A 14,974-nucleotide genomic window follows, 5' to 3' on the forward strand; every position below is an offset into this window, starting at 1 on the left:
ACCCGGAATCTCGAGATTCCGGGTTCGCGCTTCGCGCGCCCCGGAATGACCTCTGCATAGACGCGATAGCGCGTCCATGCAGAAGTCATTTCGCCGCCCCGATCTCGCGGAAATATCTGAGCACGCCGGGGTGGATCAGGTTGGTATCAGGCGCGGCGGCGAGCGTGTTCGCCGCCGTGGTCTCGCACGCCTGGGCGAGCTTCGTGCAGAAGGTCGCTTCGATGCCGTGCAGCGTTTTCGCCAGCCGGTAGGCGACGTCGTCGGGCAAGGTCTCGCGCACCAGGATGTAGCTCCAGGAGCCGACCGAAGAGATTGCCGCGGTCTGCTTCGGATAGCTGCCGGCGGGGATCGTCAGCGGCTTGAGGAACGTGTGCTTGGCGCGGATGCGGGCGATCTCGTCCGTGGTCGGCGCGATGAAGCGCGCGCCGGTGGCGCTCTCGGCCATCTTGGTGAAGCCGGGCCAGCCGATGCCGGCGCCCCACAGTGCGGCGGCGCGGCCATCCTCAACCATCGCGGGCCCGTCGCCGGCGCGATCGAGATAGATCGACTTGAAGTCCTCGTCCTGCTTCAGCCCGATGCCGTCGAGGATGTAGCGCGACAGGATCGGCAGGCCGGAGCCCTTGGCGCCGAACGCGACGGGCTGGCCGACCAGGTCCTGGATAGTCTTGTAGGGACTGTCCGCGCGCACCACGAACATGCCCGGGCTCGAATACATCGCGGTGAGGATCTTCAGCTTCGTGGCCTTCGGCCGGCCGATGCCCATGAAGGCTTCATAGGACGGCTCGCCCGCCACGGTCGCGATATCGACGTTGCCGGCCTCGAGCAGCGGGATGTTCTCATTGGAGCCCTTGGTGTTGCGCGGCTCGATCGACAGCGTCGGGTCGGCCGCATTCATCACCTCGGCGAAGGCATTGCCATAGAGCGGAAAGCCGCCACCCGGCGTCGCCGTGGCGAAACTGATCGTGGTCTTGGTAATGGTCTTGCTCCCCTCTTGCGCCGCCGCCCCGTCCGCGAGCAGCAGCGCGCCGGCGCACATCATAACAGCGAATTTCATCCCGAGCCTCAAGCATTCCACACGAACCCGACTATCGTCGCACGGGCGACGTCGTAGGCAAAGCCAGCGTTTTGTGAAACCATGCCGGCAACAGTCACAAGAAAATGACGGGAGAGACGATGATCCAGTTCGCGCGTGTCGCCTTGCTTGGTTTGATTTGCTGCCTCGCCTCGATTGCCCCCTCATCCGCATCCGACTATCCGAACCGCCCGGTGCGCTGGGTGATCGGGTTTGCCGCCGGCGGTCCGGTCGACATCGTCGCCCGCATCATGAGCCAGTGGCTGTCGGATCATTTCGGCCAGCAATTCATCGTCGAGAATCGCACCGGATCGGGCGGCAACATCGCCGCCGCGGCCGCTATCAACTCGCCGGCTGACGGCTATACGCTGTTGTTCGTCGCGCCCAACAATGCGATCTCGACCTCGCTCTACAAGAAGCTGCCGTTCGACTTCCTGCGCGATACCACCCCGGTCGCGAGCATCATGCAGCTCACCAACATGCTGGTGGTCTCGAACGCGATGCCGGTGAAGACCGTCCAGGAGTTCATCGACTACTGCAAGGCCAATCCGGGCAAGATCTCCTATGCCTCTTCGGGCAACGGCACCTCGGTGCACATGTCGGCCGAGTTGTTCAAGGCGATGACCAAGTGCGACATGCTGCATGTGCCGTATCGGGGATCCGCGATCGCCTTCCCCGACATCATCTCCAACAAGGTGCAGCTGATCTTCGACAATCTGCCGTCGGCGCTGGAGCAGGCCCGCGGCGGCAACGTCCGCGCGCTCGGCGTCACCTCGCCGAAACGCTGGGCGAGCGTGCCCGACGTGCCGGCGATCGCCGAGACCGTGCCGGGATTCGAGGCGGTCGGCTTCTACGGCATCTCGGCGCCGAAGGGCACCCCGCCCGAGATCGTCGATGCGCTCAACAAGGCGGTCGGCGAAGCGCTGAAGAACCCCAAGCTCGTGGCGCGCCTCGCCGAGGTCGGCGGCATCCCGAAGCCGATGGCCCCGGCCGAATTCGGCAAGCTGGTGGCCGACGAGACCGAGAAATGGCGCAAAGTCGTCGAGTTTGCCGGCGTCTCGGTGGATTGAGGCGCCGGTCGCCAGGGAAACGGAGGGCCAGGCAGGATGGCTGCCGGCCGCTGTTCCAGTGATGCCAGCCGCGAGACGTGGCTGGCCCGGCGGCGATGGCAGGGACGTGGGGGCGGCATTGCCGAAACCGCAGTCAGCCTGTAAACGGAGCCCGCACCGTTGCCGGCCGCGCCCCGCGGCCCGCAAGGCGGCGGGGCCTGTAGCTCAATGGTTAGAGCCGGCCGCTCATAACGGTCTGGTTGCAGGTTCGAGTCCTGCCGGGCCCACCAGCAAATCAACTGTAAGTTCGTTATCGCAGCTTGCCGAGCCACAGCGCGGTGAGCGCCGAGCGATTACGCACGCCGAACTTGGCGTAGATCGACTTGACGTGGAAATGCGTGGTGTTCGGACTTTGGTCAAGCCTCTGCGCGATCTGCTTTTCCGTGTGCCCGTCGAGCAGTGCGAGCAACACCCTGCGTTCAGCAGGTGTCAGGGGTGCATTGGCGATGAGCAGGCCGTGGCTGAGCAGTTGCTGACGGTGAAACCATCTCAACCCGCGCATCACGAAGCCCAGACGCTGGCCGTCCTGTGCCGAGAAGCGAGGGGCCTCCGCATCGCGAAATACGAACAGGCGAATCCTCACGTCGTCGTTGAGCGCAATGCGCACGGAGATGCTGTCGGCGAATCCGACGTCCAGATAGTGCCGCCGATAGTGCTCGCCCTCGAACCATTCCGGCGGCAGCGCTTCGAACAGCAGGCGGACCCGGAACGGCTCATCTCCCGACATGGAAAGGATCTGAGACAGGTCGACGTCGCGGGACCAGAGCGTATCGAACTGCTTCTGCACGGATGCTGCCACCGCCGGTATCGGGTCCAGCACCCGGACGAGGCGCGGACGCCAACCGAGCAAGGGATCGGCCCGCTTCGGCGACGGCAATCGCACGACCACACCCCATAGCACATTGCGTGCCGACAACATGGTACGCAGTGCGGCTAGCAGATGTGTCAGTGCGGCGTCGCCGTCGCCGACGGAAAACTCGGCCAGCCGATCCCAGAGTGCATAGACATCTTGATTCTGCGGATTGGTGGAATCCGTGGATAGATACATGTCCCCCCCGAAACGAGTGCGCAGATCACCGACCTTCGAGCATAGGAGACACCGGACCACCTTTCTAGGTAGTTCCCAGACGCATCAACTGGCGAGATATTCAGTGCGGGTGTTGGGAAGACTGGCCTTCTCACCGTCACGATATTCGGAGATTAACGATGCGCACAGCAACGGGCGCGCGCCGGCTTGACACGCCCGACGACGACCGGACGGAGCGGCGGTGGCGTCTCGGCTTTTTCATCGCCCTATTATGCGCCGTTTTGATTGCACTCGCGGCCTTCACGCAGGAGCAACCTGCTAAAGCGTTGATCCGCCCCACTGGCCCGCTGCCGGCGATCAACATTCCCTGATCGAGGCGCTGTTGGCGCACCATTTGCCTGGAGCCGAGATTTCATTTGCATTGGAAATTGTGGATCCAGACCGTTCACGATCGGGCATCTTTGCTCATGCTGATTTCGGTTTGCCTTGGGCCCTGCTTTGTCTGGGCATTCTGGGAGATCGAAGAAGCCCCCGTCGCCGAGAGCCGAATCGCGGGCTCGTGCGTGAAGCACGAGGCTCGCTGACGCCCAGTCATTAGCCAACTCCTGGAGATCATCATGCGCGCCGCTGCAACTGCTGCGATTGCAAACGCTTTTGTCCGGGTATTCCCCGCATCGTCATTGCAGGCAAACGTCCTCAAGCAGACCGCGTTGTTCTGTGGAGCCGCCCTCTTGGTGTGGCTGCTGTCGATGACTTATGGGCTGGATCTTAGTGCCGGATTCTTCTAGCCGATCAGCATCTGATTTTGCGCTTGCTTCGGTATCCAAGCCCGTTGAGCCACATGTGCAGGGCTCGTCGCGCTCTTCAGGGTCAAGTTCATAGAAGGACGCGGAAATGCGCTGCTCAGACGTTCTGCTTTGCGGCTCGAAATCCTGGGTTGAAGCCGCCGGCTATCTCGCATCTCTTCTCGTCTTCGCCACGTTTTGCATGAGGACGATGCTCCAGCTCAGGATCACGGCCATCTTGAGCAATGTCGCGTTCATCGCATACGCGTTCTTCGACGGCTTGTATCCAATCCTCATCCTTCACTCGGTTCTGCTGCCTCTTAACGCCGTCCGAACAGTCCAAATGCTCCGCGTCAGGCGAATTGTGGAGCAAGCATCCAGGAGCGAATTCACAACCGAACCGCTATGCCCGTTCATGGTTGCAGGTTCGAGTCCTGCCGGGCCCAGCAATAAATCAATGGCTTGGCACTCACGATCGCCGAAGCCCTTGTCTCCTCCACGCAAAAAAGATGCCGCGCCCGAAGGACACGGCAAGTTTCAGGGAGGGTGAACCGGCAGACTTCCGGTGCATGCCTGAGACCCCGGCCCATCGTCGATCGGGGCGCAATCTGAAAATCAGCGGCCGCCCACCACGGCAGTCACCATTTCAATGCGGCCGTACGCACGGGATGATCCCAGAGCCCGGTGGTCTCGCTATCGAGCAGGCTTACGGTGAGCGAGCAACCCGCCATGTCCAGCGATGTGACATAGCTGCCGACCAGCGAACGGGCGATGCGCAGGCCCCGCTCCTCGAGCATCCGGCGCGTCGCGTTGTACATCAGATAGAGCTCGATCGTCGGCGTGCCGCCGAAGCCGTTGACGAGCAGCAGGGCCTCGGAGCCCGCGGGCGCCGCGAGATCGCCGGCGATCGCTGCCGTCATCTCCGATGCGATCGCATCGGCCTCCGCAAGCTTGACGCGGCGGCGGCCCGGCTCGCCGTGAATGCCGACCCCCATCTCCATCTCGTCTTCGGCAAGTGCAAAGGTCGGCGTGCCCGCAGCCGGGACGGTGCAGCTGGTCAGCGCAACGCCCATCGAGCGCGTCTGTGCGTTGATGCGCTCGCCGAGCGCCACGCAGGTCTTGAGATCGGCGCCCTTCTCGGCCGCGGCGCCGACGATCTTCTCGACAATCAACGTGCCGGCGACGCCGCGCCGCCCGGCGCTGTAGGTCGACTTCTCGACCGCCACATCGTCATCGGTCACGATGGTGGCGATACGACCCTCGGCGATCTCGGCTGCCATCTCGAAGTTCATGCGGTCGCCAGCATAGTTCTTGACGATGAAGAGAACGCCGGCATCGCCCGCGACCGCCTGTGCGGCCTCGACGATCTGGTCCGGCGTCGGCGAAGTGAACACCTGGCCGGGACAGGCGGCATCCAGCATGCCGTAGCCAACGAAGCCGGCATGCAGCGGCTCGTGCCCGCTGCCGCCGCCCGAGACCAGCGCAACTTTCTTCGAGTTCAGCTCGCGGCGGCGGACGAATTTGCGCTCGGCGCCCAGCACAACCAGATCGGCGTGCGCGGCCGCGAAACCGTCGAGGCTTTCGCCGAGCACGTTGTCGACCGAATTGATGAACTTCTTCATGGTGTCCTCCCCGCTTGGTCCGTTTGGCGTTTCTCGCCTATTTTTCCCGCATGATGGCAATCAGTCGCCGCGTGAACTCCTGGAGCAGCGTGTCGAGCTCGGCGTTGCGCTTGGCGCTGCCGAAGTCTGGCAGATGCAGCGTCAGCGTCCGCTCGTGCGAGCCTTCGCTCAACCGGCCGACGCGGCGCGGATGTGCGCGCGCATAGGCGCGAAGGAAGGCTGCCTTCGCCTGTGGCGGAAAGTGGCAGACATCGAAGATCGTGTTGAGATGCTGCACCGGGATCGGCACCGGATAGGCCGGGTTGCTGATCTGGCTGACGAAGCTGCGGTTCTTTCCCATGGCATGGGCCAGCCGCAGCCGCATGCCGGACGGGCGGCTCTCAAGGACTTCCTTGAAGATGCGCTTGTAGACTGCGACCGCGCCGGCTTCGGGCGCGTCATCGGCCGCCGTGTCAGCCAAGGCCGCCTCCGCTGCTCAGCCGGTCGATGGTGTGCTTGATCTGCGCCAGCGCCGAGGCGTTCACGGACAATTCGCGCAGTCCGCAATTCAGCAGAGCGGGCAGGCAGCGCGGATCACCGGCCATGTCGCCGCAGAGGCTGACACTGATGGCGGCGCGGCGGCCGTGCTCCGCGGTCCGCGCGATCAGTTCGAGCACTGCGGGATGCAGAGGGTCCATCAATGGGGCAAGAGCTCCGTTGGAACGATCGCAAGCCAGGACATATTGCGCGAGATCGTTCGAGCCGATCGAGAAGAAGGCGGCCTTGAAGCTAGATACCGCAAGGGCCGCCGCCGGGACTTCGACCATGATTCCCAGCTCGGGAAGCATCGCGGCAATGCCGTCCGCCTGCAAGCGCTGCACGAGATCGGCGAACAGCTTCCGTCCCGCCTCGAGCTCGTCCGCCGATGTGATCATCGGGAACATGACCTTGAGATTGCCGCGCACCGCGGCCCGCGCCAGCGCGCGGAGCTGAACCGCAAAGATCTCGGGCCGGGCGAGGCACAGGCGCAGGCCGCGCACCCCGAGGAACGGATTGGCTTCGCCGTCCACCGTGAAGCCCGGCACCGGCTTGTCGCCGCCCGCGTCAAACGTGCGAATGGTGACCGGTCGCCGGTCTGCCCAACGCAACACCGCATCGTAAGCCTGAAACTGTGTCTCTTCGTCGGGCAGGCCACCGCGCTCCGTCAGCAGGAACTCGGTGCGCATCAGGCCGATGCCGTCGGCATATTGCGCGTCGGCATGCTCGAGATCCTCGACGCGCTGGATATTGATGAAGAGCTTGATCCGCTCGCCGCGCCAGGAGGCTGTCGGCCGCCGCAGGGTCGCGCGCGCGGATGCCCTGCTCTTGAGATGGCTGTCGCGCCGCTTCTCGAAAGTACGGACCTGTTCGGCATTGGGATCGAGCTCCAGCATCGCGCCTTCGCCGTCGAGCAACGCCATGGTGCCGATGTCTGGAATTGAACCGAGCTGCACCACCATCGGGATGCCGCGCGCGCGCGCCAGCATCGCGACATGGCTGGTCGGGCTGCCGCGCAACAGCGCCAGGCCGCCGCCGCCGGACCAGTCAATCTCGAGGAATCGCGATGGCGGCAGATCGTCGGCGCAGACCACGCCCCCGCTCGGGATCTTCAGCGGCTGCCCCTGGTCGCCGCGCAGAATGTGGACCACGCGGTCGCGCAAATCCGCAAGATCGGAGGAACGCGCTTTCAGATAGTCGTCCGGTGCGGAATTGTAGTCGGCGATGTGCGCGTCGAGCGTCGAACGCCATGCGACATCGGCCGGACGTCCCTCGCCGATCGACGCGAAGATCGCCTCGATCAAATCCTCATCCTCCAGCAGCGCAACCTGGAATTCGAGAATCTGCGCAGCTTCGCCGCCGGCGCTGGCGGCAAGATCCGCGATCTGGCCACTCGCGACGTCGATCGCATTGCGCAAGGCCAGCGCCTCCTCGACCAGTGTGCCGGCCACGCGCTCGCCGGCCGCGCCCGCATCGACACGGACAAACGGGCCATGGGCAAAGCCGATCGAGGCGGTCCTGCCGCGGTAGGCCAGACCTGCAGCGCCGCCCTGCATGCTATGGTGCTCCATCCGGAAAATCGCTTGCGATCAGATCGACCAGCGTCGCGACCGCGGCCTCGGCATCGCTACCGGAGGCCTTGATCTCGATCGTGCTGCCATGTGCCGCGCGCATTGCCATGATCTTGGCCACGCTCTTGGCATTGATCCATTCAGGCGCGCCCGCGACCCGCACCGAGATCTGAGCCTGGAACTTCTTGGCGAGCTTGGTCAGCTTGACCGCGGGGCGCGCGTGCATGCCAACCGCATGCACCAACCGCACACTGCCGGTGAAGATCTGTTCGTCCGCTTTATCAAGCATGCTCATCATCCATCATCGCTTCCCCGCCGGCTCAGTCGGCAGAGAGTTCCTCGGCCACGGCCCTGACCTGGGCCAGCGAGCTGCCGCCCGCAGCTTCGGTCGCCGCCATGACGGCGCCCTCGACGATCGGGGCGTTGCAGACGACAACGAGATCACGCCGCGCCGGCTCCAGCATTTCGACCGCCATTTCGCTGTTCGTCTCGGCGCCGCCGAGGTCGACAAGCACAGCAACGCCTTTTGACGACCAGGCATCGTTGATGGCGTCGATGATCAGCGGCACGCTGGTGCCGAGACCACCATCGGGATTGCCGCCGCAGAAGGCGACCTTGACCTCGCTGCCGACCATCTGCCGCACCATGTCCGCGGTTCCCTTGGCGATATCCCGGGAATGCGAGACGATCACGATCCCTACGGTATCGGTCATTGCCGCGCCTCCAGGCCAGCGCACACAGCGTGCAGCAGAACGCAGCTCGATCGTGCCCCCGGATCGACATGACCGACGCTGCGCGCACCGAGGAACGACGCCCGGCCCTTGGTGGCTTGCATCGGCACTGTGCGCTCAACCGCTTCAGCCGCGGTGATGCGCACCCGCTCGATCAGATCGGGCTGGCCGGCGCCCGCTTTCAGTGTCTCCAGCACCGGAACGAGCACATCGAGCATCGTCTTCTCGCCGGCCTGCGAGCGGCCGCGCGCGCTCACCGCGTCCACTCCGCTACCGAACACGTCGGCGAGATCGTCGGGCAGGTGTTTGTCTTGCGACAGCGCCTCGCCCGCGGCGAGAAAGAAACTGCCATAAAGCGGGCCGGAGGCGCCGCCGACCGTCATGACAAGGGTCTTGCCAATCGCCTTGAATGCCTCGTTGAGCGGCTGCGCCGAGATGGCATCGAGCTTGCCGAGTACGGCTTCGAAGCCGCGCTTCATGTTGGTCCCGTGGTCGCCGTCGCCGATCGCCTGGTCCAGGCTCGTGAGCTCCGGCGCGCTGGCGATGACCTGCTCGGCGGCCGCCTTGAGCAGCGACTTGAATGTCTCCGGTTGCACAGACATCTATCTGAACCTCTCGCTCCCCTATTGGACCATCGCGCCGATGCGTTGCCCCGCCCGGTCGAAACACAGCGGACGCACCAGTTGCAATTCAACCTCCTGGCCGGCCCGCAGCGGTTGGTGCGGATCCGCCAGCGTCACCAGCGTTTCGCCCTTATAGTCGAGGTGAACGTGATTCTGCTCGCCGAGATGCTCGACGCGATGCACCCGACCGACCATCTGCCCGCCGTTGCGCGCGGCGATCTGAAGGTGCTCGGTGCGGATGCCGACCGTCTCCGTTTCCGGCGGTATCGCCATATCGGACAGCAGCCGTGCGGGCAGGAAATTGATCTGCGGCGTCCCGAGCCGCGACGCGACATAGCTGCTGGATGGATTTTCGTAGATCTCCCTCGGCGTGCCGAGCTGAAGCAGCCGGCCGTCCTTGATCACGCCGATCCTCGATGCCATCGTCATGGCTTCGACCTGATCGTGGGTCACATACAGGATGGTCGCGCCGAGCTCGAGCTGGATCCGCTTCAGCTCGAGGCGAAGCTCGGCGCGGAGCTTTGCATCCAGCGACGACAGCGGCTCGTCCATCAGATAGATCGAGGGATCGCGCACCAGCGCGCGGCCGATCGCGACCCGCTGCATCTCACCTCCCGACAGACGGGTGGCGCGATTATTCAGCTTGCTGGCGATATGCAGGAGCTCTGCGGTCTGCTCGACACGCTTGCGGATCTGTGGCTCCGGCACGCGCCGCGCAGGAGAGCGCAGCGGGAACGCGAGGTTGTCATAGACCGACATATGCGGATACAGCGAATATTGCTGGAACACGAATGCGATGTCCCGTGCACCCGGCGGATCATGCGTCACGTCGCGCCCGCCGATCATGACCGAACCGGCGTCGGGGCTCTCGAGCCCGGTGATCAGCCGCAGCGTCGTGGTCTTGCCGGCACCGCTCGGCCCGAGCAGGACGAGGAACTCACCGTCGTTCACCGTCAGTGAGAGGTCGCGCACCGCCTCCACCGCGCCGAAGCGCTTGCTGATGTTGCGCAAGCTGACGTCAACCATGGCGCCCTCCCTCCTCGCCGGCGGTCCTGATCGCAAGGCCGCTGCCGGCATCGAACAATGAGAGTCGAACGGAGTTGAATTCGAGGCCGACGGTCTCTCCGATCCGCACCGAGGCGCTCGACGGCAGCCGCGCCGCGACCCGTCCATAGGCCGTGTCGATCGTGACGATCTGCGTCGTGCCGAGATATTCCGCGCCGAACACCTCGCCGCGAACGGATCCGGCGTCGGTGAATCGAATATGTTCTGGACGAATCCCGAGGGCCAGCGCAGCGCTGGGGCGGTCCTCGCGGATCTCGGGCACCACGAGCCTGGTGTCGTGAAAATTGATCGCCCGGTCACCAGATCGCAGGCCGCCCTCGAAGCGCAGGAAGTTCATCGGAGGCGAGCCGATGAAGTCGGCCACGAACATGCTGGCGGGCCGGTCGTAGACCTCCTGCGGCGTGCCGATCTGTTCCACGCGCCCCTTGTTCATGATCGCAATCTGGTCGGCCATCGACATCGCTTCGAGCTGGTCGTGGGTGACATAGACCGTGGTCGCCTTGATGCGATCGTGCAAATCGCGCAGCTCGCCGCACATCAGATGACGAAACTCGGCGTCGAGCGCGCCCAGCGGCTCGTCCATCAGGAAGGCCTTCGGGCGCCGCACCATGGCTCGCCCGAGCGCGACACGCTGGCGGTCGCCGCCCGAGAGCTTTGATGTCTTGCTCGACAGCAGATGCTCGATCCGCAGCATCCGCGCGGTCTCCTGCACCCGCTCGCGAATCTCGTGCCGCGCCATGCCCTGGCACTTCAGCGGGAAGCCGATATTCTGCCCGACATTCATATGCGGATAGAGCGCGAACAGCTGGAACACGAACGCAATATCGCGGGCGGCGGCGCGGTGGAACGTGACGTCCTCCCCGTCGAGCAGGATCTTGCCCTCGGTCGGCAGCTCGAGGCCAGCAATCATGCGTAAGGTGGTGGTCTTGCCGCAGCCGGAAGGGCCGAGCAACGCGAAGAAAGTGCCGTCGTCGATGGTGAAGGTCGACCCTTCCACCGCGGTGAACTGATCGAACGACTTGCGAAGATTTTCGATGCGGATCTGAGCCATGTCCCTATTCCGGAAAGTGGCTGACGACGACGAAGCCTACCGTGCCGGCCAGAATCGTCACGAATGAATAGCTGTAGAGATCGATCGAGAAGGGCTGCACCAGCATGAAGATGCCGCCCCCGATCAGGGTCATCGCAACGGCCTCCCAGCGCCCGCGGCTGAAGAAGCGGTGCAATGTCCCCTTGGTTCCCTTGGCCTCCTTAACAACAGCTGAACCGCTCATTTGCGCACCGCTCCGAAGGTGATGCCGCGCAACAGATGCTTGCGGAGCAGCACGGTGAACATGACGATCGGGACGACGAACAGCGTGGTCGCGGCGGCAACCGCCGGCCAGTCCTGCCCGCCCTCACCGATGATGAAAGGGATGAAGGGCGGCATGGTCTGCGCCTCGCCGCTGGTCAGCAGAACCGCGAAGGCGTATTCATTCCAGGAGAAGATCAGGCAGAAGATCGCGGTCGCCGCAATTCCGGTGACGGCCTGCGGCAGCACCACCTTGCGCAGCGCCTGCAGTCGCGTGTAGCCGTCGACGAGAGCCGCCTCCTCGTACTCGCGTGGGATCTCGTCGATGAACCCCTTGAGCAGCCAGACCGCGAGCGAGACGTTCACGGCGGTATAGAGCAGGATCATTCCGAGCCTGGTGTCGGTCAGGTTGAGCTGCCGGTACATCAGATAGATCGGGATCGCGACCGCGACCGGCGGCATCATCCGCGTCGACAGAATGAAGAACAGGAGATCGTCCGCCAGCGGAATGCGGAAGCGCGAGAAGGCGTAGGCCGCGAGCGTACCGAGGAAGACGGCGAGGAAGGTCGAACCGAACCCGATGATGAGCGAGTTGACGAAGCGCGGGACGACTTTGGACGGTCCGGCAATGACCATGTCATGCTTGCGGACCAGCTTGTCATACCAGGTCTCCGGGGGCGGCAACTTGGCGATGAAATCAGGTGTCTGGCGGGTGCGCACCGTGAACAGGTTGACATAACCTTCGAGCGTCGGCTCGAAGATCACCTTGGGCGGATAGGCGATGGCATCGCTTTGCGACTTGAAGGCGGTGGCGACGATCCAGACCAGCGGCAGGATCGTGATCAACGCATAGAGGATGACGAGAGCACCAGCGAATGCCTTGGTGCGCGGCGAGGCCTCGACGATCGAGTGTGCGCTGGATCTGGCCAGGACCGATTTGGCTACGGCAGCGGTCATCGTTGCTTCACCTTGTTGAGCGCTTTGACGTAGATGTTGGCGGCCCCGAACACGGTCACGAACAGGATGATGGCGAGCGCGGAGGAATAGCCGGTGCGCCACTTCTCGAATGCCGCACGCTTCAGCGTGATCGATACGAGCTCGGTGGTCGACCCCGGCCCTCCCGAGGTCAGCAGGTTGACCATGTCGAACATCTTGAAGTTCTCGATCGCGCGAAACAGCACCGCCAGCATCAGGAACGGCACCGTCATCGGCAGCGTGATCGACCAGAACTGCCGCCAGGCCGAGGCACGATCGACTTCGGCCGCCTCGTAGATGTAATCCGGGATCGAGCGCAGCCCGGCGAGACAGATCAGCATCACGTACGGCGCCCACATCCAGGTGTCGACGAGCACGATGGTCCATGGCGCGAGCGCGACTTGCCCTGTCATGCTGAAAGAGCTCGGCGGCACACCGGTGAACAAGCTGATCAGATAGTTGAACGGGCCGATCTGCGGCTGCAGCAGCAGCGTCCAGAAATTACCGACAACCGCCGGCGACAGCATCATCGGCAGCAGGATGATCGTGGTCCAGAAGCTGTGGCCGCGGAACTGACGGTTGATCAGAAGCGCGAGCCCAAAGCCGACCACGACCTGCAAGGCGACCGAGCAGATCACGAATTGCGCGGTGGTCTGGAGCCGGAACCAGACGTCCTCGTCGTTGAGTATGTCGCTGAAATTGTCGAGCCCGACAAACCGCAGCGGCAGATAGGACATGCTGAGGTTGAGGCTGGTGAAGGACAGCCGGATCATCCAGACCAGCGGAAAGATGTTGATCGCGAGCAGCAGCGCAATCGTCGGCGCGACGAACAGCCACGCGATGGTCCGGTCGGACAGACCATGGCCGCGGCGCACGGCGCGGGATTTGGCGGGCTCGCTCACGCCCGGGATCGTAGCATGGTCGGGTTGCAGGATCGTCGTCATCTTGTCCATCGGCTGGTTCGTCTTCCCCGAGGCTGACCTCGGGGAAGCCAGTTCAGTTGGGACGCGGCGTTCGGGCTATTGCGAGGCGACTTGCTTGCCCTGTTCCTTGAACACCTTGGTCCAGTCCTTGACCAGGAGATCGAGCGCCTGCTGCGCCGTGCCCTTGTCGGCGACGACGTAGTCGTGCACCCGCTTCTGCATATCAAGCAGCAGCTGGGCGTAGGACGGTTCGGCCCAGAAGTCCTTGACGATACCCATCGACTCCAGGAATTGCGGCGCGAACGCCGCGCTCTTCGGGAAGTCCGGCGCGTCGACCACCGCCTTGAGCGCCGAGTAGCCGCCGATCTGCCACCATTTCTGCTGCACGGCGGGCTGCGCGAACCACTTGATATAGGCGAGCGCGTCGTCCTTGCGGTCGGAGGTCGCAACCACCGAGATGCCTTGTCCGCCGAGCTGGGTGAAGTGCCCGTTCGGGCCAGCCGGATTGACGAAGAAGCCGATCTTGTCGCCGCCCACATTCGGATCCTTGTAGAGGCCGGGGAAGAAGGCGAACCAGTTCATCTGCATCGCCACCTGGCCCGACTTGAAGGCATCGAGCCCTTCCTGCATGTAGGCGTTGGTCATGCCCGGCGCGGTGCAGCACTTGTAGAGCTCCTTGTAGAATTCGAGCCCCTTGGCCGCCTCGGCGGAATTGACGATGCCCTGCATCTGGTACGGCTTCTTCGGATTGTCGTAGCTGAAGCCGTAATTGTAGAGGACGTTGGTCACGCCCATCGTGATGCCTTCGGAGCCGCGCTCGGTGAAGATGTAGGCGCCGTAGACCTTCTTGCCGTCGATCTCGCGGCCCTGGAAGAACTCCGCGATCTGCTTCAACTCGTCATAGGTTTTCGGCGGCGCCAGATCACGACCGTACTTGGCCTTGAAAGCCGACTGAATGTCGGGCCGCGAGAACCAGTCCTTGCGATAGGTCCAGCCCACGGCGTCGGCCATCGCCGGCAGCGCCCAGTAGTTCGCCGAATTCTTCGGCCACTGCGAATAACCGACAACGGTCGCCGGGACGAAGTCGTCCATCGAGATGTGCTCTTTGTCGAAGAAATCGTTGAGCTTGACGTACCACTTGTTCTCGGCGGCGCCGCCGATCCACTGGCTGTCGCCGATGATCAGGTCGCAGAGCTTGCCGTGGGAGTTGAGCTCGTTGAGGAAGCGATCCGCGTAGCTCGTCCAGGGGACAAACTCGTACTTCATCTCGATGCCGGATTGCTTGGTGAAATCCTTGCCGAGTTCGACCAGCGCGTTGGCCGGATCCCATGCCGCCCAGCACAGCGTGAGCTGCTTACCCTGGGCCGCAGCTTCGCCTCCGCCAAATATCCCCAGCAGCGCCGCCCCGAGAACCGTGGTGGCCGCCGAGCTTCTCAGCCAATTGAATGTCCGCATATCCGTTTCCTCTCTCGTTGAAGCATCCAACCCGCTCGGCGCGCCCTGCCGGAGCGACGCCAAGACCCTGAAACCGAGTTTGAGGAGCGATGAGTGAAGGACGAGACGGACCGCTGCCGGAGACGGCTCCGGCATGGCTTGGGCTCCTCCTGCACATCGGCGCTCGATGCGCGATGTTTAGTTTTTTGTATTACTAAACGTAGTACTAA

Annotated in this window: 18 protein-coding genes and 1 tRNA gene; 4 read left to right on the top strand and 15 right to left on the bottom strand. The window is 63.7% G+C overall.

Annotation, left to right across the window (positions count from 1 at the left end):
• Positions 1-85: 85 nt before the first annotated feature.
• Positions 86-1,054, bottom strand: a complete 969-nt coding sequence (locus tag ACZBJS_RS10360; protein ID WP_253625756.1) for a TAXI family TRAP transporter solute-binding subunit — start codon at positions 1,052-1,054, stop codon at positions 86-88.
• A gap of 119 nt (positions 1,055-1,173) precedes the next feature.
• Between ACZBJS_RS10360 and ACZBJS_RS10365 the strand changes: the two genes are divergently transcribed.
• Both ACZBJS_RS10365 and ACZBJS_RS10370 read left to right on the top strand, forming a co-directional pair.
• Complete coding sequence (locus ACZBJS_RS10365; RefSeq protein WP_463438697.1) at positions 1,174-2,142, top strand: Bug family tripartite tricarboxylate transporter substrate binding protein; 969 nt, start codon at positions 1,174-1,176, stop codon at positions 2,140-2,142.
• Between the two features lie 193 nt (positions 2,143-2,335).
• Positions 2,336-2,411: transfer RNA gene (locus ACZBJS_RS10370), tRNA-Ile, on the top strand.
• A gap of 20 nt (positions 2,412-2,431) precedes the next feature.
• Here ACZBJS_RS10370 and ACZBJS_RS10375 read toward each other — a convergent pair.
• Entirely contained in the window at positions 2,432-3,229 is a 798-nt protein-coding gene (locus ACZBJS_RS10375; RefSeq protein ID WP_057021007.1) for a helix-turn-helix transcriptional regulator, read from the bottom strand.
• Between the two features lie 158 nt (positions 3,230-3,387).
• Here ACZBJS_RS10375 and ACZBJS_RS10380 point away from each other — a divergent pair, with 158 nt between their 5' ends.
• Both ACZBJS_RS10380 and ACZBJS_RS10385 read left to right on the top strand, forming a co-directional pair.
• Entirely contained in the window at positions 3,388-3,579 is a 192-nt protein-coding gene (locus ACZBJS_RS10380; protein ID WP_092085983.1) for a hypothetical protein, read from the top strand.
• Positions 3,580-3,825: 246 nt separating this feature from the next.
• Complete coding sequence (locus ACZBJS_RS10385; protein ID WP_156436579.1) at positions 3,826-3,996, top strand: hypothetical protein; 171 nt, start codon at positions 3,826-3,828, stop codon at positions 3,994-3,996.
• Between the two features lie 115 nt (positions 3,997-4,111).
• Here the strand turns inward: ACZBJS_RS10385 and ACZBJS_RS10390 are convergent, their stop codons facing one another.
• From ACZBJS_RS10390 to ACZBJS_RS10450, 13 genes are all read right to left on the bottom strand, one after another.
• Positions 4,112-4,297 carry a hypothetical protein gene (locus tag ACZBJS_RS10390; RefSeq protein ID WP_210262651.1) on the bottom strand — a complete coding sequence of 62 codons (186 nt, stop codon included), beginning with the start codon at positions 4,295-4,297 and terminating at the stop codon, positions 4,112-4,114.
• Positions 4,298-4,631: 334 nt separating this feature from the next.
• Entirely contained in the window at positions 4,632-5,615 is a 984-nt protein-coding gene (dhaK, locus tag ACZBJS_RS10395; RefSeq protein WP_076823874.1) for a dihydroxyacetone kinase subunit DhaK, read from the bottom strand.
• 37 nt (positions 5,616-5,652) lie between these two features.
• On the bottom strand, positions 5,653-6,075 hold the full coding sequence (locus ACZBJS_RS10400) for a hypothetical protein (protein ID WP_316396333.1): 423 nt from the start codon (positions 6,073-6,075) through the stop codon (positions 5,653-5,655).
• Entirely contained in the window at positions 6,068-7,687 is a 1,620-nt protein-coding gene (ptsP, locus tag ACZBJS_RS10405) for a phosphoenolpyruvate--protein phosphotransferase (RefSeq protein WP_316396332.1), read from the bottom strand. Before ptsP ends, ACZBJS_RS10400 begins: the two co-directional genes overlap by 8 nt.
• Position 7,688: 1 nt before the next feature.
• On the bottom strand, positions 7,689-7,991 hold the full coding sequence (locus ACZBJS_RS10410) for an HPr family phosphocarrier protein (protein ID WP_233475452.1): 303 nt from the start codon (positions 7,989-7,991) through the stop codon (positions 7,689-7,691).
• 31 nt (positions 7,992-8,022) lie between these two features.
• Positions 8,023-8,415 carry a dihydroxyacetone kinase phosphoryl donor subunit DhaM gene (gene dhaM, locus ACZBJS_RS10415; protein WP_028163196.1) on the bottom strand — a complete coding sequence of 131 codons (393 nt, stop codon included), beginning with the start codon at positions 8,413-8,415 and terminating at the stop codon, positions 8,023-8,025.
• Positions 8,412-9,035: a dihydroxyacetone kinase subunit DhaL gene (dhaL, locus tag ACZBJS_RS10420; RefSeq protein ID WP_057021013.1), complete on the bottom strand. Its 624-nt coding sequence runs from the start codon at positions 9,033-9,035 to the stop codon at positions 8,412-8,414. The genes dhaM and dhaL overlap by 4 nt, the downstream gene beginning before the upstream one ends.
• A 21-nt stretch (positions 9,036-9,056) precedes the next feature.
• A complete protein-coding gene (locus tag ACZBJS_RS10425; RefSeq protein ID WP_316396331.1) occupies positions 9,057-10,082 on the bottom strand; it encodes an ABC transporter ATP-binding protein in 1,026 nt (341 codons plus the stop codon).
• Entirely contained in the window at positions 10,075-11,172 is a 1,098-nt protein-coding gene (locus tag ACZBJS_RS10430; RefSeq protein ID WP_316396330.1) for an ABC transporter ATP-binding protein, read from the bottom strand. Before ACZBJS_RS10430 ends, ACZBJS_RS10425 begins: the two co-directional genes overlap by 8 nt.
• A gap of 4 nt (positions 11,173-11,176) precedes the next feature.
• A complete protein-coding gene (locus ACZBJS_RS10435) occupies positions 11,177-11,395 on the bottom strand; it encodes a hypothetical protein (protein ID WP_057021016.1) in 219 nt (72 codons plus the stop codon).
• Complete coding sequence (locus ACZBJS_RS10440; RefSeq protein ID WP_016843403.1) at positions 11,392-12,369, bottom strand: carbohydrate ABC transporter permease; 978 nt, start codon at positions 12,367-12,369, stop codon at positions 11,392-11,394. The genes ACZBJS_RS10435 and ACZBJS_RS10440 overlap by 4 nt, the downstream gene beginning before the upstream one ends.
• Positions 12,366-13,340 (bottom strand): carbohydrate ABC transporter permease, encoded by a 975-nt coding sequence (locus ACZBJS_RS10445; RefSeq protein ID WP_141339626.1) that lies wholly within the window; start codon positions 13,338-13,340, stop codon positions 12,366-12,368. The genes ACZBJS_RS10440 and ACZBJS_RS10445 overlap by 4 nt, the downstream gene beginning before the upstream one ends.
• A 66-nt stretch (positions 13,341-13,406) precedes the next feature.
• The gene (locus tag ACZBJS_RS10450; RefSeq protein WP_028335636.1) at positions 13,407-14,765 is read right to left on the bottom strand and encodes an ABC transporter substrate-binding protein; all 1,359 of its coding nucleotides are present in this window, start codon (positions 14,763-14,765) and stop codon (positions 13,407-13,409) included.
• Positions 14,766-14,974: the final 209 nt, after the last annotated feature.

This window comes from Bradyrhizobium sp. KZN70725 (assembly GCF_055264925.1).

Excerpts from the sequence above, each read along its gene's own strand:
- ACZBJS_RS10385 (WP_156436579.1), top strand. The coding sequence starts at position 3,826 with ATGCGCGCCGCTGCAACTGCTGCGATTGCAAACGCTTTTGTCCGGGTA.
- ACZBJS_RS10375 (WP_057021007.1), bottom strand. The coding sequence starts at position 3,229 with ATGTATCTATCCACGGATTCCACCAATCCGCAGAATCAAGATGTCTAT.
- ACZBJS_RS10380 (WP_092085983.1), top strand. The coding sequence starts at position 3,388 with ATGCGCACAGCAACGGGCGCGCGCCGGCTTGACACGCCCGACGACGAC.
- ACZBJS_RS10360 (WP_253625756.1), bottom strand. The coding sequence starts at position 1,054 with ATGAAATTCGCTGTTATGATGTGCGCCGGCGCGCTGCTGCTCGCGGAC.
- ACZBJS_RS10435 (WP_057021016.1), bottom strand. The coding sequence starts at position 11,395 with ATGAGCGGTTCAGCTGTTGTTAAGGAGGCCAAGGGAACCAAGGGGACA.
- ACZBJS_RS10425 (WP_316396331.1), bottom strand. The coding sequence starts at position 10,082 with ATGGTTGACGTCAGCTTGCGCAACATCAGCAAGCGCTTCGGCGCGGTG.
- ACZBJS_RS10450 (WP_028335636.1), bottom strand. The coding sequence starts at position 14,765 with ATGCGGACATTCAATTGGCTGAGAAGCTCGGCGGCCACCACGGTTCTC.
- ACZBJS_RS10440 (WP_016843403.1), bottom strand. The coding sequence starts at position 12,369 with ATGACCGCTGCCGTAGCCAAATCGGTCCTGGCCAGATCCAGCGCACAC.
- ACZBJS_RS10410 (WP_233475452.1), bottom strand. The coding sequence starts at position 7,991 with ATGCTTGATAAAGCGGACGAACAGATCTTCACCGGCAGTGTGCGGTTG.
- dhaM (WP_028163196.1), bottom strand. The coding sequence starts at position 8,415 with ATGACCGATACCGTAGGGATCGTGATCGTCTCGCATTCCCGGGATATC.
- dhaL (WP_057021013.1), bottom strand. The coding sequence starts at position 9,035 with ATGTCTGTGCAACCGGAGACATTCAAGTCGCTGCTCAAGGCGGCCGCC.
- ACZBJS_RS10445 (WP_141339626.1), bottom strand. The coding sequence starts at position 13,340 with ATGGACAAGATGACGACGATCCTGCAACCCGACCATGCTACGATCCCG.
- ACZBJS_RS10430 (WP_316396330.1), bottom strand. The coding sequence starts at position 11,172 with ATGGCTCAGATCCGCATCGAAAATCTTCGCAAGTCGTTCGATCAGTTC.
- dhaK (WP_076823874.1), bottom strand. The coding sequence starts at position 5,615 with ATGAAGAAGTTCATCAATTCGGTCGACAACGTGCTCGGCGAAAGCCTC.
- ACZBJS_RS10365 (WP_463438697.1), top strand. The coding sequence starts at position 1,174 with ATGATCCAGTTCGCGCGTGTCGCCTTGCTTGGTTTGATTTGCTGCCTC.
- ptsP (WP_316396332.1), bottom strand. The coding sequence starts at position 7,687 with ATGCAGGGCGGCGCTGCAGGTCTGGCCTACCGCGGCAGGACCGCCTCG.